Origin of the sequence: Mycobacterium conspicuum (assembly GCF_010730195.1) — a bacterium.
GTDB classification, from domain to species: Bacteria; Actinomycetota; Actinomycetes; order Mycobacteriales; family Mycobacteriaceae; genus Mycobacterium; species Mycobacterium conspicuum.
The window spans coordinates 4,214,536-4,233,745 of the sequence record NZ_AP022613.1 but is presented as its reverse complement, the minus strand read 5'-3'; the positions used below and the strand labels follow the sequence as shown (position 1 = coordinate 4,233,745).

14 protein-coding genes and 1 pseudogene are annotated in these 19,210 nt (G+C 67.4%); 7 read left to right on the top strand and 8 right to left on the bottom strand.

Going from position 1 to position 19,210, the window contains the following annotated elements; translation table 11 throughout:
* Positions 1-28: 28 nt before the first annotated feature.
* A complete protein-coding gene (locus G6N66_RS19420) occupies positions 29-1,402 on the bottom strand; it encodes an HNH endonuclease signature motif containing protein (RefSeq protein ID WP_085233296.1) in 1,374 nt (457 codons plus the stop codon).
* 375 nt (positions 1,403-1,777) lie between these two features.
* Between G6N66_RS19420 and G6N66_RS19415 the strand changes: the two genes are divergently transcribed.
* The 4 genes from G6N66_RS19415 to G6N66_RS19400 all read left to right on the top strand — a co-directional run bounded on the left by G6N66_RS19415 (position 1,778) and on the right by G6N66_RS19400 (position 8,413).
* On the top strand, positions 1,778-2,917 hold the full coding sequence (locus G6N66_RS19415; RefSeq protein WP_085233295.1) for a metallophosphoesterase family protein: 1,140 nt from the start codon (positions 1,778-1,780) through the stop codon (positions 2,915-2,917).
* Positions 2,914-5,439, top strand: a complete 2,526-nt coding sequence (locus G6N66_RS19410; RefSeq protein WP_085233293.1) for an AAA family ATPase — start codon at positions 2,914-2,916, stop codon at positions 5,437-5,439. The genes G6N66_RS19415 and G6N66_RS19410 overlap by 4 nt, the downstream gene beginning before the upstream one ends.
* Before the next feature lie 115 nt (positions 5,440-5,554).
* A complete protein-coding gene (locus G6N66_RS19405) occupies positions 5,555-7,141 on the top strand; it encodes a GMC family oxidoreductase (RefSeq protein WP_085233291.1) in 1,587 nt (528 codons plus the stop codon).
* 18 nt (positions 7,142-7,159) lie between these two features.
* Positions 7,160-8,413: an alpha/beta fold hydrolase gene (locus G6N66_RS19400; RefSeq protein ID WP_085233289.1), complete on the top strand. Its 1,254-nt coding sequence runs from the start codon at positions 7,160-7,162 to the stop codon at positions 8,411-8,413.
* A gap of 721 nt (positions 8,414-9,134) precedes the next feature.
* Here the strand turns inward: G6N66_RS19400 and G6N66_RS19395 are convergent.
* From G6N66_RS19395 to G6N66_RS19380, 4 genes are read right to left on the bottom strand one after another with little or no spacing between them, the layout of a single operon-like run.
* Positions 9,135-10,790 (bottom strand): ABC transporter family substrate-binding protein, encoded by a 1,656-nt coding sequence (locus G6N66_RS19395; protein ID WP_085233288.1) that lies wholly within the window; start codon positions 10,788-10,790, stop codon positions 9,135-9,137.
* Complete coding sequence (locus tag G6N66_RS19390) at positions 10,783-12,621, bottom strand: dipeptide ABC transporter ATP-binding protein (RefSeq protein ID WP_085233287.1); 1,839 nt, start codon at positions 12,619-12,621, stop codon at positions 10,783-10,785. The genes G6N66_RS19395 and G6N66_RS19390 overlap by 8 nt, the downstream gene beginning before the upstream one ends.
* A complete protein-coding gene (locus G6N66_RS19385) occupies positions 12,618-13,544 on the bottom strand; it encodes an ABC transporter permease (protein ID WP_085233286.1) in 927 nt (308 codons plus the stop codon). The genes G6N66_RS19390 and G6N66_RS19385 overlap by 4 nt, the downstream gene beginning before the upstream one ends.
* Positions 13,541-14,518: an ABC transporter permease gene (locus G6N66_RS19380; protein ID WP_085233284.1), complete on the bottom strand. Its 978-nt coding sequence runs from the start codon at positions 14,516-14,518 to the stop codon at positions 13,541-13,543. Before G6N66_RS19380 ends, G6N66_RS19385 begins: the two co-directional genes overlap by 4 nt.
* Positions 14,519-14,622: 104 nt before the next feature.
* Between G6N66_RS19380 and G6N66_RS19375 the strand changes: the two genes are divergently transcribed.
* Positions 14,623-15,114 (top strand): beta-class carbonic anhydrase, encoded by a 492-nt coding sequence (locus G6N66_RS19375; RefSeq protein WP_085233346.1) that lies wholly within the window; start codon positions 14,623-14,625, stop codon positions 15,112-15,114.
* Between the two features lie 10 nt (positions 15,115-15,124).
* On the opposite strand, the gene G6N66_RS19370 is transcribed toward G6N66_RS19375, so the two are convergent.
* From G6N66_RS19370 to G6N66_RS19360, 3 genes are all read right to left on the bottom strand, one after another.
* Complete coding sequence (locus G6N66_RS19370; RefSeq protein WP_085233282.1) at positions 15,125-15,538, bottom strand: PaaI family thioesterase; 414 nt, start codon at positions 15,536-15,538, stop codon at positions 15,125-15,127.
* Positions 15,539-15,630: 92 nt separating this feature from the next.
* Entirely contained in the window at positions 15,631-16,023 is a 393-nt protein-coding gene (locus G6N66_RS19365; RefSeq protein WP_085233281.1) for a type II toxin-antitoxin system VapC family toxin, read from the bottom strand.
* Positions 16,010-16,255: a FitA-like ribbon-helix-helix domain-containing protein gene (locus G6N66_RS19360; protein WP_139825241.1), complete on the bottom strand. Its 246-nt coding sequence runs from the start codon at positions 16,253-16,255 to the stop codon at positions 16,010-16,012. The genes G6N66_RS19365 and G6N66_RS19360 overlap by 14 nt, the downstream gene beginning before the upstream one ends.
* Positions 16,256-16,361: 106 nt before the next feature.
* Between G6N66_RS19360 and cysD the strand changes: the two are divergent.
* Together cysD and cysC are read left to right on the top strand one after the other, a co-directional pair.
* Positions 16,362-17,352 (top strand): annotated as a pseudogene (gene cysD, locus G6N66_RS19355) (sulfate adenylyltransferase subunit CysD).
* Positions 17,352-19,205, top strand: a complete 1,854-nt coding sequence (cysC, locus tag G6N66_RS19350) for an adenylyl-sulfate kinase (protein ID WP_085233279.1) — start codon at positions 17,352-17,354, stop codon at positions 19,203-19,205. The pseudogene cysD and the gene cysC overlap by 1 nt, the downstream one beginning before the upstream one ends.
* Positions 19,206-19,210: the final 5 nt, after the last annotated feature.

Genomic DNA, 19,210 nt, shown 5'->3' with positions numbered 1-19,210 from the left:
TGAATGCGGGGCCCGCGCATGCGGCTATTTACCACTCATCGTCGTCGTCCCATGCGCGCAGGAGCTTTTCGGGATGATGGAAGGTGTTGACGCGTGGTTGGCCGCGTTCGAATTGTGGCGGTGGGATCCATTCGGTATCGCCGGTGGAGTTCTTCCGGGTGATCCAGCCCTTTTCGAGTGTCTTGTGGTTGGTCGGGCAGGCGAAGGTCAGATCGTTGACGTCGGTCGTGCGGCACTTGCAGTAGGCCGTGACGTGATGGACCTCGCTGTAGTAGCCCTTCACGTCGCAGCCGGGCGCCGAACAGCCACGGTCCTTGCCGTACAACACGATTCGCTGCGCGGGTGAAGCCAGCCGCTTGGTGTGGTACAGCGCAAGGGCCTTGCCCTTGTCGAAGATCGCCAAATAGTGGTGCGCATGACGGGCCAGGCGGATGACGTCGCTCATGGGCAGGATGGTGCCTCCGCCGGTGAGTCCCTTACCCGCAGCGGCTTCCAGTTCGGCCAGCGTTGTGGTGATGATGATCGACGCCGGCAGCCCGTTGTGCTGTCCCAGTTTTCCCGACGCCAGCACCGCGCGCAGCGCGGCCAACATCGCATCGTGCTGGCGCTGCGCGGCGCTGCGGCTGTCGCTGTCGATGGCTTCCTGGCTGGGGGTTCCGTCCACACACGCAGTTTCGTCGAGTGGGTTGCACATGCCGGGGGCGGCCAACTTCGCCAACACGGCTTCCAACGTCGCGCGCAGTTCGGGGGTGATCCAGCCGCGCAGCTCGGACATTTTGTCTGCCTGCTCCTTGCCCAGGGTCAGACCGCGGCGGCGGGCGCGGTCCTCGTCGGTGTAGTTGCCGTCGGGGTTGAGGCAGTCGGCTACGGTATCGGCCAGTCCGTCCAACTGTTCCGGCCGGAATTGCGTGCCGAGCTTGGCCAAATGCGCTTCGGCCTGTTGGCGAGTCGCGTCGTCGATCCAGCCCGGTAGCCGGTGGTAGAACCGCCGGATGACCGCGACTTGGCCGGGCCCCAGCTTTCCGGCGCGCTGCGCTGCGGCGGTGCCCGCTAACACCGGCGCCAGCGGCTCGCCCGTGAGGCCGCACCGCTGGCCCAGATCGGCCGCCTCCCGGATGCGCCGGCCCGCCTCGGCGCGAGTGCTCAGCGTCCATTCGGCCACGGCATGGGAAAGCTTGCCGCCCAGTTCCTCCGGGGTGGCTTGGCGGGCAAGCTGATTGAGCAGCGGATGCTCTACCGTTGGTAGCCGCCGGCGCACTCGCTCACAACGCTCCAACAATCCCAGCCGCTCCGGGGTGGTCAACGCGTCGAACTTCAACTCGGCGACGGCGTCGAGCGCGGCATCGAGCGCGTCAAACGCGCCCGTGATCGCGTCGCGATCCATGATGCTGCCGGAAGTCATAACCCGAAACTAGACCGGGCCACCGACAAAAAACTTCAGCATGTGACTGTTGAAGCCACAGTGGCGCAAGTTGTTTCGCTCGGCCAGCCCGGCGTGAAAATCCAACGGACCGCACCGAGATCTCGAAGCACCCGGCGGACACGGCGCCAAGCCCGTTGAGCCGCCTTGTCCTCAACGACGGCGGCCCCGAACGGCGGTTGCCGATCAACGATCGGGGCCCGGCGACGAAATCCGGATCGGCAACGTCGCGCGGGATCGAGCTGGTCGGCTGATCATCCCGCCGAACCGCCGAGGCAGGTCCCGCGACTTGTCGGCACGCGAATTTAGACTCTCGTTGCCTCGACAGCCACGCCATCTCAGGAAGGGGTCAAAAGGATGCGGTTCCTGCACACCGCCGACTGGCAGCTCGGCATGACCCGGCACTTCCTGGCCGGGGACGCCCAGCCGCGGTACTCGGCCGCCCGCCGCGACGCGGTGGCCGGGCTCGGCGCGTTGGCCGCCGAGGTGGGCGCCGAGTTCGTCGTGGTCGCGGGCGATGTCTTCGAACACAACCAGCTCGCCCCGCAGGTCGTCAGCCAGTCGCTGGAAGCCATGCGCGCCATCGGTGTTCCGGTTTTCCTGCTGCCGGGCAACCACGACCCGCTGGACGCGTCGTCGGTCTACACCAGCGCGCTGTTCACCGCCGAACGCCCGGACAACGTCGTCGTGCTCGACCGCGCCGGGGTGCACCAGGTGCGGCCGGGACTCGAGATCGTCGCGGCGCCATGGCGATCCAAGGCCCCCACCACCGACCTCGTCGCCGCAGCCCTCGAGGGCCTCGAGCCGGGGCCGGCAACCCGCGTCCTCGTCGCGCACGGCGGCGTCGACGTGCTCGACCCCGACCGCGACAAGCCCTCCTTGATCCGCCTCGCCGTCCTCGACGACGCATTGGCAAGCGGTGCGCTGCATTACGTGGCGCTGGGCGACAAACATTCGCTCACCCAGGTCGGCGACAGCGGCCGGGTGTGGTACTCCGGTTCGCCGGAGGTCACCAACTTCGACGACGTCGAATCCGACCCGGGCCACGTCCTGGTCGTCGACATCGACGACGACGGCGCGGTCACCGTCACGCCAAAAGATGTCGGGTACTGGCGGTTCGTCACGCTGCGCCGGCCGGTCGATAACAACCGCGACATCGCCGACCTGGACATGAATCTCGACCAGATGGCCGACAAGGAACGCACCGTGGTGCGGCTGGCGCTGACCGGCTCGTTGACGGTCACCGACCGCGCCGCGTTGGACACCTGCCTGGACCGATACGGGCGCCTGTTCGCCTGGCTGGGCCTGTGGGATCGGCACACCGAGCTCGCGGTCGTGCCCGCCGACGGCGAATTCACCGACCTCGGCATCGGGGGTTTCGCGGCCGCCGCCGTCGAGGAATTGGTGGCCGCCGCGCGCGCGGACGACTCCACCGCCGCTGACGCCCAGGCCGCGCTGGCGCTCTTGCTGCGCCTCGCCGATCGGGGCGCCGCATGAAGCTGCACCGGCTGGTCCTGACCAATTACCGCGGCATCGCGCACCGCGAGATCGAGTTTCCCGACCACGGCGTGGTGGTGGTGTGTGGCGCCAACGAGGTCGGCAAGTCCTCCATGATCGAGGCGCTGGATTTGCTGCTGGAGTCCAGGGACCGCTCGACGAAGAAGGAAGTCAAGCAGGTCAAGCCGACGCACGCCGACGTCGGCTCCGAGGTCAGCGCCGAAATCAGCAGCGGCCCTTATCGTTTCGTCTATCGCAAGCGCTTCCACAAGAAGCCAGAGACGGAGTTGACGGTGCTGGCGCCGCGTCGCGAGCAGCTGACCGGGGACGAAGCCCACGAACGGGTGCGCGCGATGCTGGGCGAGACGGTGGACAACGACCTCTGGCACGCGCAGCGGGTGCTGCAGGCCGCATCGATTGTCCCGGTGGACCTGTCCGGGTGCGACGCGCTGTCGCGCGCGCTCGATGTCGCCGCCGCGCAATCCGACAGCGCGCTTTCGGGCACCGAGCCCATGCTCATCGAACGGATCGACGCCGAGTACGCGCGCTACTTCACCGCGACCGGGCGTGCGACGGGGGAGTGGGCGGCCGCGATCTCCCGACTGGCCGATGCCGAGGCCCAGGTGACGCAGTGCACGGCCGCGGTCGCCGAGGTCGACGATCGCGTGCGGCGCCACGCGGTGCTCACCGAGCAGGTGGCCGAGCTGTCGCAGCTCCGCCTCGCCGCGGGCCCCCGGCTGGAAGCCGCCAAGGCGGCCGCCGAGAAGGTCGCCGAACTCACCCGGCAGGCGCGGGAAGCCAAGCTGGTCGCCGACGCCGCGGCCGCGACCAACGTCGCCGCTGCCGCCGCCCACGCCGGACGGCTGCGGCTGGTCTCCGAAATCGACACTCGCGCAGCGGCTATCGCCGAGGTCGAGGCGCAGGCGCAACAGGCCGCAGACGCGCAGGCGGCGGCGCGCGCCGAATCCGAGGCGGCCGACGAGGCACTCAAGGAAGCCGCCGAGGTCCTCGCGGCCGCCCGGCAGGGCGTCGAGTACGCCCGCCTGTCGGCGCGGCTGGACAGGATCGACACCGCCCAACGCGACCGCGACCGCATCGGCGCCGAGCTGTCCGCGATCACCCTCACCGACGCGCTACTGCAGCGCATAGAAAGGGCTGCGGCCGCCGTCGACCGCACCAGCGACCAGTTGGCGTTGATCTCGGCGGCGGTGGAGTTGACCGCCGCCACCGACATCGAGCTCGCGGTCGGTGACCAGCGGGTGTCGGTGCCCGCCGGTCGAAGCTGGTCGACCACCGTCACCGGTGCCACCGAGGTCGAGGTGGTCGGTGTGGTGACCGCGCGCATCACCCCCGGTGCCACCGTGCGCGACGTGGAGGCCAAACACGTTGCGGCACAGGAAGAACTGGCCGCCGCCCTGGCGGCAGCCGAGGTCGCCGACCTTGCGGAGGCGCGGCACGTCGACCAGCGGCGCCGCGAACTGCAAAGCGGCCGCGACCAATTGAGCGCCACGCTGGAAGGCCTGTGCGGCGACGATCAGGTGGACCAACTGCGGACAAGACTTGCGCAGCTGCGCGGCGATCAACCCGGCGATACCGATCTGGACGCGGCGGAAGCCCGGAGCGCAGCATGTCGCCAGGCCGCGACGGCCGCAGCGGCCAACCTCACCGAGATATCCACTCGGGCAACGGTTTTGCTGAACAACGCCGCAACCCAGCGCGCCGAGCTGGACAGGGCCACCGAGCAGCTGGCCCAGGAGCGCGCGACCGTCAGCGACGCGGACCTGGCGGCGGCGGCAGAGGCCGCGCTGAGCGAAGCCCAAACCGCCGAGCGGCGCGCCGCCGAGCTGGCCGCCGAGTTGGCCGCCGCGGCGCCGGACGCGGTGGATGCCGAATTGGCCGAGGCCACCATGGCGGCCGAGTCGCTGCGCGAGCGCTACGAAGAGGCCTCCCGGTCGCTGCGCGAAATCAGCATCGAACTCTCGGTGATGGGCACCGAGGGCCGCCAGGGCAAGCTCGACGCCGCCGAGACCGAGCGTGAGCACGCGGCCGACCAGCACGCCCGGGTGGGCGGCCGCGCCCGCGCCGCACAGCTGCTGCGATCGGTGATGACGCGCCACCGCGACACCACCCGCTTGCGTTACGTCGAGCCCTACCGCTCCGAACTGCAGCGGCTGGGGCGCCCGGTGTTCGGCCCCAGCTTCGAGGTCGACGTTGACAGTGACCTGTGTATCCGCTCCCGCACGCTGGACGGCATCACGGTGCCCTACGAGTCCCTGTCGGGTGGGGCCAAAGAGCAGCTCGGCATCCTGGCCAGGCTGGCCGGCGCCGCGTTGGTCGCCAAGGAGGACACCGTGCCGGTGGTGGTCGACGACGCGCTCGGGTTCACCGATCCCGACCGGCTGGCCAAGATGGGCGAGGTGTTCGACACCGTGGGCGAGCACGGTCAGGTCATCGTGCTGACCTGCAGTCCCGACCGGTACGACGGCGTCAAGGGCGCGCACCGCATCGATCTGAGCGTTTAGGCTGCAGCAGCGGGCGCGTTGGGGCGATGTTGTGACCGACGGCTTCGCACGCATCTGATGCGCATTCTCGAAGCACCCGCAACATGGACATCCCGCGATTTACACTCACCCCGACATGAATCTTGAGTGCGACTACGTAGTCGTCGGCACCGGCTCGGCGGGGGCGGTCGTGGCCAGCCGGCTCAGCGCCGATCCGGCCACCACCGTCGTGGCCCTCGAGGCGGGCCCGCCGGACAAGAATAAATTCATTCGTATCCCGGCGGGCTTCAGCAGGTTGTTCCGCAGTGCGTGGGATTGGGATTACCTCACCGAACCGCAAAAGGAGCTCGACGGCCGCGAGATTTATTGGCCGCGCGGCAAGACGCTCGGTGGCTCGTCGTCGATGAACGCCATGATGTGGGTGCGCGGCTTCGCCGCCGACTACGACGAGTGGGCGGCGCATGCCGGCGGTCAGTGGTCCGCCGCCGAGGCGCTCGGGTACTTCCGCCGCATCGAGAACGTCACCGAGGCCTGGCATTTCGTCAGCGGCGACGACAGCGGAGTCACCGGCCCGATGCACCTGTCCCGCCAGCGCAGCCCGCGGCCGTTGACCGCGGCCTGGCTGGCCGCCGCCCGTCAATGCGGCTTTCCCGCGGCGCAGCCGAATTCCCCTGCGCCGGAAGGATTCTGCGAGGCACTCGTCACGCAGCGCAAAGGCGCCAGATGCAGCACCGCCGACGCCTACTTAAAGCCGGCGATGGGTCGCGAAAACCTCACCGTGCTCACCGACTCCACCGCAACCCGAGTCGTCTTCGACGGCACCCGCGCCGTCGGCGTGGAATACCAGCGTGGCGGCGAGACTTTCGTGGTCACCGCGCGCCGCGAGGTCGTGCTCTGCGGAGGTGCGGTCAACAGTCCGCAGCTGTTGATGCTCTCCGGGATCGGCAATCGCGAACACCTCGCCGATCACGGCATCGACACCGTCTACGAGTCGCGCGAGGTGGGCCAGAATCTGATCGACCATCTCGTCGCGGGTTTGGGCTTTGCCCTCGACGGCGGCAGCTTGTTTGCCGCCGAAAAGCCCAAGGAGCTCTTCAATTACTTCGTGCGGCGCCGCGGCATGCTCACCTCCAACGTCGGTGAGGCGTATGGATTCCTGCGCAGCCGGCCCGAATTGGAGCTGCCCGACATTGAGCTGATCTTCGCGCCGGCGCCGTTCTGGGACGAGGCGCTTGTCGAGCCGGAGGGGCATGGGGTGATGATGGCGTCCATTCTCGTCGCGCCGGAAAGCCGTGGCCAGATCAGGCTGCGGTCCGCCGACCCGCTCGCCAAGCCGATCATTGACCCGCGCTATCTGTCTGATCCCGGCGGCGTGGACCGCGCGGCGATGATGGCCGGGCTGCGGATCTGCGCCCGCATGGCCGAGGCTCCCGCGCTGAAGGAACTGCTCGGTCCGATCGCGCGTCCGCGCGACTGCGCCGCGGTCGACGAGGCCGCCCTGGAGCGGGCCCTGGCCACCTGCTCGCACACGCTGTACCACCCGCTGGGCACCTGCCGGATGGGCAGCGACGAGGCCAGCGTGGTCGACCCGCAGCTGCGGGTCCGCGGGGTCGAGGGTCTGCGGGTAGCCGACGCCTCGGTGATGCCCAGCACGGTGCGCGGGCACACGCATGCCCCGTCGGTGTTGATCGGGGAGAAAGCGGCAGACTTGATCCGTGGCTGATGTGGTGGGGCGATAGCGATGACGATGGACGCCAAACGCCGCCGGGTCCACGACAAGCTGGCCGGACTGCCGGGGGTGCGGCCGATACGTCGCCCGGTGTCGCCGGGCAGCGCTGACGAGTTCGATCTGTACTACGTGCGCACCGGCCGCAAGTCCGCGCACCCGCTGGTGATCCTCACCGGAGGTCCCGGCGTGGGGGCGATGCGCGTGTACCGCGGACTGCGGCGGCGTTTTGCCGCAGCCGGTCTGGACGTCATCATGATCGAGCACCGCGGGGTGGGGATGTCGCGCCACGACGACTCCGGCGCCGACCTGCCGCCCGAAGCGTTCACCGTCGATCAGGTCGTCGACGACGTCGCCGCGGTGCTCGACGACGCCCACGTCGAGTCGGCCGTCATCTACGGGACCTCCTACGGCACGTATATCGCGGCCGGAGTGGGGGTGCGCCATCCCTCGCGGGTGTGGGCGATGATCCTCGACTCACCGCTGCTGTCGCGCGACGACATCGCCGACGTGCGCGAAGCCATTCGACGGCTGCTGCTCAAGGGTGACGACGTGGAGTCCGCCGCGCTGGCGCGAAAGATGCGCCGGCTTGTCGACGACGGCGTGATGACGGACGCGGGCGGGCAGGTCGCCGCGCGGTTGTACGGATATGGCGGCGTCGCCCTGCTCGACCGCGAACTCGACCTGTTGCTCGGCGGCCGAATGCTGTTGTGGCAGGGGCTGCTTCGGATCGGCAACCTGCTGACCCGCACCGCCCCTTACCGTTTCGAGAGCGACCTGGTGGGCCGCATCGCCTTCCGCGAGCTCGACTACGCCGCCGAACCCGACGGCCTGCCGCTCGACCCCGCCGCCGCATTGCGCGAAATCATGCCCGACACAACACCTTTCGAGGCCGAGCCGTACGATCTGGCGGCGGAGATGCCGAACTTCAACTGGCCCACGGTGGTGATCTCGGGTGGCCGCGATCTGGTCACACCTCGCGCGGTGGCTGAGCGGATCGCTTCGTTGGTGCCCAACCCGGTGCTGGTGAAGCTGCCGACCCTGGCGCACGGCGCACTGGACACTCGCGAGCCCGCTGCCCTGGCCGTCGCCGGCGCGGTGTGCCGCGGCGAGCTCGACGGGCTTGCCGAGCGGGGGGAGGAGCTCGATGCGCTCCCGCCGCGCCCGGCCATACGTTTGCTCGTCAAGGCACTCGACGTCGCGGTGGCAGCGGAGGGGGCATTGCCGTCGCCCCCGCGACGCTTGGTGCGCCGGCTGGCCACCACCTGACGACACTCAAATTTGTACGCGCACAATCAACTCGACGGAGAAGCCGCCACCTGACGACGCTCATTGAGTGTGCACCTATGGCGGCGACACGCCGATGACCACCGCCATACGCTCACACTCAAAGCCCTGTGTTCACACTGAGCGCCCGCGTCGAGCCTCGCGCTGCGCCGCGCTGCCCCGCCGAGCCGGCCCCGCCGAGCCGGCCCCACCGAGCCGGCCGCACCGTTGAGTGTGAATCGTGGGCGTTCGTTGTGAAGCCTGGGCGGAAAATTCGCGCGATTTACCGCCATAAGCTCACACTCAAAGCCCTGTGTTCACACTGAGCGCCCGCGTCGAGCCTCGCGCTGCCCGCGCTGCCCCGCCGAGCCGGCCGCCCCGTTGAGTGTGAATCGTGGGCGTTGGTTGTGAAGCCTGGGCGGAAAAATCGCGGATTTACCGCCATAAGCTCACACTCAAAGCCCTGTGTTCACACTGAGCGCCCGCGTCGAGCCTCGCGCTGCCCGCGCTGCCCCACCGAGCCGGCCGCACCGTTGAGTGTGAATCGTGGGCGTTGGTTGTGAAGCCTGGGCGGAAAATTCGCGCGATTTACCGCCATACGCTCACACTCAAAGCCACAAGCGCACACTCAAATCCCAACCCCCACACGCGGAACCGCAGTTGTCGCTCAGAGGTGGACAAAACACTAAGTCCTTCTGCCCAGAGACGCATGTGGCAGAAGTGACTACCGCATGAACCCGATAGCCGTGTAATCCACATCTGCCAGCCCAAAGGCGCCGTAGTTGGCCAGATCGCGGCGCACCGCCCGGTTCCCGGGCGACTGGAACAGCGGCAGGTTGAAGCCCTCCTGCCAGAGCATCGCGTCGACCTCGTTGGCTAGCGCCCGCGCCTTGTCCGGATTCAGCTCGGACAGCGTCTGGTTGATCTTGGCATCAATCTCGGGGCTCCCGATCTTGCCGAAATTGCTGTCGCCGTCGGACGCGTAAATCTGCGGCAACGCCGACAGCGGGAAAGCGGCACCCACCCAACTGAATTGCGTGATGTCGAAGTCGCCGGGGGCGATGTACTGACTGAAGAAACCGTTGCCGGACTTTGGATCCAGCTGAAGCTTCACCCCGATCTGCGCCAGGTTTTGCTGGGCGACCAGAGCGACCTGCCGGTTCGATGGCGCATCGAAGAAGACGTCGCGAACCACCAGCGGCCGGCCATCCTTGAATCGCCATGATCCGTTGAGTTTCCAGCCCATCGCGTCTAGGTCACGGCCCGCCTGCGAGGGGTTGTAATCGGCTGGCGCGCTGTTGTTTTGGTAGCCCAGCTGACCCGCGACGTAGACGTGGTTGTTCAGCGGCGCCGGGTGATTGGTCAAGCCGTGCTGCACGACATTGACGATGGCGCGGCGGTCGATGCCGCGGCAAATCGCCAGTCGCATCCGCTCGTCGGCCATGATGGATCCGGGCGCGCCGTTGAAGGTGAAGTGCGCCCAGGTCGGCGTCGGGGCGCGCCGGATCACGATTCCGGCGGTGCGCTGCGCGGTGACCATGTCGTCGAGGGAGCCCACACCGGCGGCGTCAATGTCCTTGTTCCGTAAGGCGGGTATGACGGCGGACGGATCGAGAACCAAAAACGTGATGGAGTTCAGCCGCGGCGTGCGGCCCCACCAACGCGGATTGCGGGTGAGCACGATCCGCTGAGCGGGCCGGTCGATGCGCGACACGACGAACGGCCCGGCTGACGGTCCGGGCCCCTCGAGCTGCCCCTTGTTGAACACCTCGGGATTCGCGGTCATGCTGCGCGGCTGCAATCCGCCGGCGAACATCGCTTGCCACTCGGCGTACGGCTCGGAAAAGGTCACCACAGCCTGACGATCGTCGACGCCGCGGGTCACCGATTTCACGTGATCGAAACCGGCTTTGCTGGCGATCAAGAATCGCTTGTCGCGCCCACTGCACGCGTCGACCAGCGACTTGAGGTCCTCCCAGGTGAGCGGGGACCCGTCGGTCCAGGTTGCCTTCGGATTGATGGTGAAGGTGGCGACTTGCGGGTTGGTGCCGGTCAGCTCGGCGCCCGTGAAGTAGTCGGTGTTGAGTTTCAGCGACCCGTCGGCCTGGGTTTTGAACGCCCCCGGGAGCGTCGGCGAGATGACGTCTCCGGTGTCGGCGGTGTTGCCGTCGATATTGAAGGTGTTGAAGTTGTCCGGGAACGACGACAGCGCCAACCGCAGGTCGCCGCCGTCGCGCAGGGTCGCCGGGTCCTGCGGATTGATGTCGCTGGTGCTGCCGACGCGCGCTGCGTGCGGATCCGGAAGGTCCTCGTACCCGCTCGAGCAGCCGCCGATCACGACGACAACGAAAAGCGCCAGCAGCCGGACGATGTTAGCCATCGGCCCGCGCCCTTGGAACGGCGGCCAGCAGTCGCCGCGTGTACTCGTGCTGCGGATCGACGAACACCTGATCCCCCTCGCCCTGCTCGACAATCACGCCCCGGTACATCACCGCCACCCGGTGCGCCAGGTGCTTGACCACCGAAAGGTCATGCGACACAAACAGATACGACAATCCGAACTGGGCCTGCAAATCCAGCAGCAGATTGATGATGCCCGCCTGAATCGACACGTCGAGCGCCGACACCGGCTCATCGAGCGCGAGAATCTTCGGCCGCAGCGCCAGCGCCCGCGCGATGCCGATCCGCTGCTTTTGTCCACCCGAGAACTCGGCGGGGTAGCGGCTGGCGTCGGCGCGGTCCAGGCCGACGATCGCCAACAGCTCGCCGACCCGCTCCTCGCGCCGCGATCGATCAAACCCATTGGCGGCCAACGGTTCCGAGATGATGTCGAACACCGGAAGGCGGGGATCCAAGGAGGCGACGGGGTCTTGGAACACCACCTGCACTTCGGTGCGCAGCCGCCGCCGGGCGGCGCGGTCGAGAGCGGCGACGTCAAACCCGAGGATCTCGATGGAACCGGACTGTGGTTTGGCGAGCTCGAGTATCTGGCTCAGCGTGGTGGATTTTCCCGAACCGGACTCCCCGACGATGCCCAATGTCCGGCCCTGCTCCAGGGTGAAGCTGATCCGGTCGACCGCCCGCACTTCGCCGACGCGCCTGCGAAACACCGCGCCCTTGGTCAGCGGGTAGGTCTTGGAAAGGTCGGACACCCGCAGCACCAGCTCGGCCGATCCCGCAGCATCGACCGCGTCCGGTTGCGTTGATACACCGAAGATTTCGGCTGCGCTGCGTCCCGCCACATCATCCGTGCGGATGCATGCCGCCCAGTGGCCCTCACCAACGGAGACGAGATCGGGCTCCGCCGAACGGCATTCATCGATCACCAACGGACAGCGGGGGGCGAACGGGCACCCGCCCGGCGAGAACGACGACATCGTCGGCGGCGCGCCCGGGATCGGAATCAACCGCGTGCCCTGCGGCGCGTCCAGGCGCGGCACCGATCCCAACAGGCCGACGGTATAGGGCATCCGCCGGTCGCGGTAAAGATCTGGCACGGTGGCGATTTCGACGCCGCGCCCGGCGTACATGACCATCGCCCGGTCGGCGAACTCCGACACCACCCCCAGGTCGTGGGTGATGATCAGCACCCCCGCGCCGGTGACGTCGCGCGCGGTGCGCAGCACATCGAGGATCTGGGCCTGCACCGTCACGTCCAAGGCGGTCGTCGGTTCGTCGCAGATCAGCAGGTCGGGATCGTTGGCGATCGCGATCGCGATCACCACCCGTTGGCGCTCGCCGCCGGACAGCTCGTGCGGAAAAGCCTTGGCGCGGGCCGAAGCCTGCCCGATTCCGACCAGCTCGAGCAGCTCGACGGCGCGCCGGCGCGCATCCGCCCGGCGCACGGAGGGGTTGTGCACCCGAATGGCTTCGGCGATCTGGTCGCCGATGGTGTACACGGGCGTCAGCGCCGACATCGGGTCCTGGAATATGGTGCCGATCGACCTGCCGCGGATCCGAGACAACGCCTGGTCGGACAGCCCGAGCAGCTCTTGGCCTTTCAACCGCACCGAGCCCGAAACGTCGGCGTATTCGGGCAACAGCCCGATGATGGCCATCGCGGCAGTGCTTTTGCCCGAACCGGATTCGCCGACGATGGCGACGACCTCGCCCGGATCGATGTGGTACGTGGTGCCGCGCACGGCCGACACCGCGAAGTCACCCGTGTCGAAGGTGACGTTGAGATCCGTCACCTCTAGCAGCGCCGTCACTTGAGCTCACGCTTCGTGACCTGACGGCGGCGCGGCTTGCTGCGCGGGTCGAACGCGTCGCGCAGCCCGTCACCGGCGAGGTTGGCGCACAACACGATCAGCACCAGCGCGCCGGCCGGGAACAGGAAGACCCACGGGAACGTGGTCGCCGACGGAGTGCCGTCGGCGATCAGCGTCCCCAACGACACGTCGGGCGGCTGAACACCGAATCCCAAAAAGCTCAAACCGGTTTCGGCCAGGATCGCGAATCCGACGTTGAGCGTCGCGTCGATGATAAGGATCGACGCGACATTGGGCACGATGTGCTGCACGATGATGCGACGGCTGGGTACCCCCATATACCTTGCCGCACGGACGAATTCGCGCTCGCGCAGGCTCATGGTCAAGCCGCGCACCATTCGGGAGCTGACCATCCAGCCGAACGCCGCGAGCAGCACGATGAGCCACAGGATGCTGCCCGACCCCCTGGTGCGGGGCGTGACGATGACGATCAGCAAGAAGCTCGGCACCACCAGCAGCAGGTCCACCAGCCACATCAGTGCCCTATCGCGCCAACCGCCGAAGTAGCCCGCGACCGATCCGACGGTGGCGGCGATGCTGGTCGAGATCAGCGCCACACAGACCCCGATCAGCATCGACTTCTGCATGCCGCGCAGGGTCCGGGCCAACAGGTCCTGGCCGAGCGCGTTGGTGCCGAACCAATGTCGCGACGACGGGGGCTGCAGCAGCGCGCCGTAGTCGAGGTGGTTGTAGTCGTAGGGGAGCAGCGCCGGCAACGCGTAGCAGCCGACAAAGCCGACAACCAGCAGCACCACCGCCACCACCGCTGGCTTGTTGCGAACGAACCTGCGTAGCAACAGGTTTCGTCGCGACGTGAAGGCGGCCGGGTCGACGCTGGACCGGGCGGGCTCCGCAACCGTCACGTCACCCGCACCCTCGGATCCAGCACCGCGTAGAACACGTCGGACAACAGCCCGGCGAGCAGGATCACCGACGCGGTGAACAGGGTGATGGCCGCGACGACGTTGGTGTCCTGCGTGGAGATGCCCAAGATCACCCACTCGCCCATCCCGTGCCAGCCGAAGATCTTCTCGACGAAGATCGCGCCCACCACCAGCCCGCTCAGCCCGTAGGCGAACAGCGTGGCCAGCGGAATAAGCGCCGTGCGCAGGCCGTGTTTGAACAGCGCACGCCGCCGGGTCAGGCCCTTGGCCCGCGCGGTCCGGATGAAATCCTCGCCCAGCACGTCCAGCATGGCGTTGCGCTGGTAGCGGCTGAAGCTGGCGATCGCGCCCAGCGCCAAGGTCAGCGTCGGCAGTATCAGGTGCTGCACGCGGTCGACAAAGTGATCCCACACCCCGCCGGGCGGAATCGGTGAGGTCTCACCGGTGTAGAGGAACACCCGGACCCCGGTCCAGGTGTTGAGCCGCAGCGCGACCAGGATCAGCATGCTGGCCAGCACGAACGACGGAATGCTCAGGGTGATCAACGCCAGCACGGTGATGACGCGGTCGCTGAGCCGGTACTGCCGGATGGCCCCCCAGGCCCCCACGATGACGCCGATGACGGTGCCCAGCACCGAGCCGGTCACCACCAGCCGCAGGCTGATCCCGATCCGGTGCCACAGCTCCCGCGACACCGGGTGACCGGTGACCGTCGTGCCGAAGTCGCCGTGCGCGACGCCGCTGACCCATTTCGCGTACCGAATCGGTATGGGTTTGTCCAAGCCAAGCGCAACGGCCTTGGCGTGAATCAGCTCCTTGGTGGGTGTCGGGTGCCGCTGGACGTAGCTGTCCAACGGGTGAAAAGTCAGCGAGGCCAGGCAAAACGTCAGAAACGATGCCAGCACCAGCAGCACGAGGTAGTTGAGGAACCGGCGGGCCAGGAAACGGATCATGCCTCACCACGGTGCTGCCGCATTGGGACAGGTTAACGATTCGGTAGAAATCGGGCTGATTCGCACCGGTGAAATCCGAGCACTCCGTCACTAAAATCCACGGCGTGACGGTTACCGAGGACTACCTGGCCAACAACGTCCAATACGCGAGCAACTTCAGCGGGCCACTACCCATGCCGCCGAGCAAGCACGTCGCGGTCGTCGCGTGCATGGACGCCCGGCTCGATGTCTACCGCATGCTCGGCCTCAACGAGGGCGAGGCGCACGTCATCCGCAACGCCGGCGGGGTGATCACCGACGACGTGATCCGTTCGCTGGCCATCAGCCAGCGCCTGCTGGGCACGCGGGAGATCATCCTGATCCACCACAGCGACTGCGGAATGCTGACTTTCACCGACGACGCCTTCAAGCGCGACATCCAGGACGAGACCGGCATCAAGCCGCCGTGGGCGCCCGAGGCGTTCCCCGACGTCGAGGCCGACGTGCGGCAGTCGCTGCGCCGCATCGAGAACAGCCCGTTCGTCACCAAGCATGTGTCGTTGCGCGGCTTCTACTTCGACGTCGCCACCGGCAAGCTCGTCGAGGTCACCCTCTAACCGCGAGCCCTCACCCCAGCTTGTAGGTGGCCAGCGCCTTGGCCAGCAGGCGCCCGGCCGGGTCCACGATCTCGGCCTCGCAGTTGACCAGCGACCGCCCCCGCCGCAGCGCCCTGCCCACGCCGATCACATCGGTCGCCCGGGCCGGCGCCATGAAGTCCACGGTCATCGACACCGTCACGCCCCTGAACTCGGGGGGCGCCTCCGCACCACACCAGGCCGCCGCCATGACGGTCACATCGGCGAGCGTCGCGATGGCGCCGCCATGGACCATGTCGCCGACGGTGGTGTTGGACGGGTCCCATGGCAGCCGCAGCCTGACCTCGTCGTCAGCGAGTTGATCGGCGACTATCCCGAGCTTGACGACGAACGGCGAGTGCCGCAGGAATTCCGCGATGACTGCGAGACCGGAAGGCTGTGTCATTCAGCCATGCTTTCGCACCGTCGGGCCGTGCCGATAGAGCAGTGGCGGCACTTGGCAGTATCTGTCCAACCGACGCGGCGCAGTCGAAATGGCTAATCGAGTACGTCGATCCGGCAAGTTGGCCCGTGGGCGCGCGCGAGCCGCGCGTCCAATGTCAGCAGTGTCGCATCGAACGACTCCGCCAACGCGACGTACAAGGCATCCCATCCTCGTACTGAGTCACGCAGTTGCCACGCCCGCTCCAGCAGTCTGCGGTGCCCGAATCGTTCGCCTGGCCAGTCCTTCAGATCGGCGACCGCCTGCGCGGCGGCCGTTGCATCCAACTGCCCGCGCAGGTGCTGCGCGCGGATCACACCGAAAACCTCGGCGTCGATCACGTGCGGCGCGGCTTGGTCGATGTCTGCGGCGAGGCGGGCTGCGATCTGGCTTGCCCGCGGCGTGTCCGCGACGACCTCAAACAGACACGACGCGTCAACTACCAGCATGTGGCCACTCGCCCCGCCACTCGTCCAGCGTCGCGAGCACCTCGGCGGTGGACACGGTCGAGCGTCGGCGACCGGTCCGCGCCAGCCACTGGGCGACCGACGGTCGGGACGCCAACCGAACCGCCTCTCGCCGCAGCAACTCCGGCACCGAGATGCCCTCTTCGGCCGCTCGACGAACTAACGCCGCGTACACCTCGTCGTCGATCTCCCTGATCTGAATCGTTTTGGGCATATGCGCATGTTATCATGCATCTTCGCATGACATCATGCTGATGTGCATCACAGGCAAATAGCGGGGGCCAGATGATTGACAGCGAAAGCCCCGGCTGGTTCCATAAGTGGTCATGACTGTAAATATGGTCAGTTCTGCCAACTTTACTAGGAATCACTGAGGACTTTATGACCGACGTCGCGACGGCGGCCCCCGCGGCCGGCCAATACGAGTTGAGCCATCTGCGCTCGCTGGAGGCCGAGGCCATCCACATCATTCGCGAGGTGGCCGCCGAATTCGAGCGACCGGTGCTGCTGTTCTCGGGCGGCAAGGACTCCATCGTCATGCTGCACCTGGCGCTCAAGGCGTTTCGGCCCGGGCGCCTGCCGTTCCCGGTGATGCACGTCGACACCGGCCACAACTTCGACGAGGTCATCGCCACCCGCGACGAACTGGTCGCCGAACACGGCGTCCGTCTGGTGGTCGCCTCCGTGCAGGAGGACATCGACGCCGGCCGGGTCGTCGAGACCATCCCGTCGCGCAACCCGATCCAGACGGTGACGCTGTTGCGCGCGATCCGCGAGAACAAGTTCGACGCGGCATTCGGCGGGGCGCGACGCGACGAAGAGAAGGCGCGCGCCAAGGAGCGGGTGTTCAGCTTCCGCGACGAGTTCGGCCAGTGGGACCCCAAGGCCCAACGGCCCGAGCTGTGGAATCTCTACAACGGGCGCCACCACAAGGGCGAGCACATCCGGGTCTTCCCGCTGTCCAACTGGACCGAGTTCGACATCTGGTCCTACGTCGGGGCCGAGAAGGTCAAGCTGCCGTCGATCTATTTTGCCCACCGCCGCAAGGTGTTTCGCCGCGACGGCATGCTGCTGGCGGTGCACCGGCACATGCAGCCGCGCGCCGACGAGCCGGTGTTCGAGGCGACGGTCCGGTTCCGCACCGTCGGCGACGTCACCTGTACCGGCTGTGTGGAGTCGACGGCCGCGACCGTATCGGAGGTGATCGCCGAGACCGCGGTGTCCCGGTTGACCGAGCGCGGGGCGACGAGGGCCGACGACCGGATCTCGGAGGCCGGCATGGAAGACCGCAAACGACAGGGGTACTTCTGATGGCCACCTCAACCACGCTGCTGCGCCTCGCAACCGCCGGCTCCGTCGACGACGGCAAGTCCACACTCATCGGGCGCCTGCTGTATGACTCCAAGGCCGTCATGGACGACCAGTGGGCGGCGGTGGAGCGGACGTCCAAGGATCGCGGCCACGACTACACCGACCTGGCGCTGGTCACCGACGGCCTGCGCGCGGAGCGGGAACAGGGCATCACGATCGACGTCGCCTACCGCTACTTCGCCACGCCCAAGCGGAAATTCATCATCGCCGACACCCCGGGCCACATCCAGTACACCCGCAACATGGTGACCGGCGCGTCCACCGCTCAGCTGGTGATCGTGCTCGTCGATGCCCGGGCGGGCTTGCTGGAGCAGTCGCGCCGGCACGCATTCCTCGCATCGCTGCTGGGCATTCGCCACATCGTGCTCGCGGTCAACAAGATGGACCTGATCGGTTGGGACAGAGAACGATTCGAGTCCATCCGGGACGAATTCCACGCCTTCGCCGCCCGCCTGGAGGTGCACGACGTCACCTCCATCCCGATGTCCGCGCTGCACGGCGACAACGTGGTGACCAAGTCGGACAACTCGCCCTGGTATGACGGGCCGGCGCTGCTGTCGCACCTCGAAGAGGTCTACATCGGCGGCGACCGCAACCTGGTCGACGTGCGGTTCCCGGTGCAGTACGTCATCCGGCCCCACACCCACGAGCACCAGGATCACCGCAGCTATGCCGGCACCGTCGCCGGTGGCGTGATGCGCCCGGGCGACGAGGTGGTCGTGTTGCCCGTCGGCAAGACCACCACGATCACCGCGATCGACGGACCGAACGGCCCAGTGACAGAAGCGTTTCCACCGATGGCCGTGTCGATCAGCCTGGCCGACGATATCGACATCTCGCGCGGGGACATGATCGCGCGCAGCAACAACCAGCCCAGGGTGGTGCAGGACTTCGACGCGACCGCGTGCTGGATGGCCGACGGCACCGCCCTGGAGCCCGGCCGCGAGTACATCATCAAACACACCACCCGGACCACCCGCGCACGGATCACCGGGCTGGATTACCGGCTCGACGTCAACACCTTGCACCGCGACAAGACCGCAACGGCGTTGAAGCTCAACGAACTCGGCCGCATTTCGCTGCGCACCCAGGTGCCGCTGCTGCTCGATGGGTACACCCGCAACGCCAGCACCGGCTCGTTCATCCTCATCGACCCGGACACCAACGGCACGGTGGCGGCGGGCATGGTGCTGCGCGGCGTTTCGCCGTATGCGGCGAGCCCGAACACGGTGCGCCACCAGTCGCTGGTGACCGCGAAGGACCGGGCGTCCCGGGGGAGAACGGTGTGGCTCACCGGGCTCTCGGGTTCGGGCAAGTCCTCGGTGGCCATGCTGGTCGAACAGAAGTTGCTCGAAAAGGGCGTGCCCGCTTACGTTCTCGACGGCGACAACCTGCGGCACGGCCTCAACGCCGACCTAGGTTTTTCTATGGCCGACCGGGCCGAGAACCTGCGCCGGCTGGCGCACGTGGCGACGTTGCTCGCCGAGTCGGGACAAGTCGTGCTGGTGCCGGCGATCAGTCCCCTCGAAGAGCACCGCGCGCTGGCTCGTAAAGTCCACGCCGACGCGGGATTTGACTTCGTCGAGGTGTTCTGCGACACCCCGCTGGGGCAGTGCGAGAAGCGCGATCCCAAGGGGCTCTACGCCAAAGCGCGCGCCGGTGAGATCACGCACTTCACCGGGATCGACAGCCCGTATCAGCGGCCGAAGAATCCGGACCTGCGGCTCACCCCGGACCACACCCTCGAGGAGCAGGCGCAGCTCATCATCGACCTGGTGCAGTCGCGACACTGAGGGCA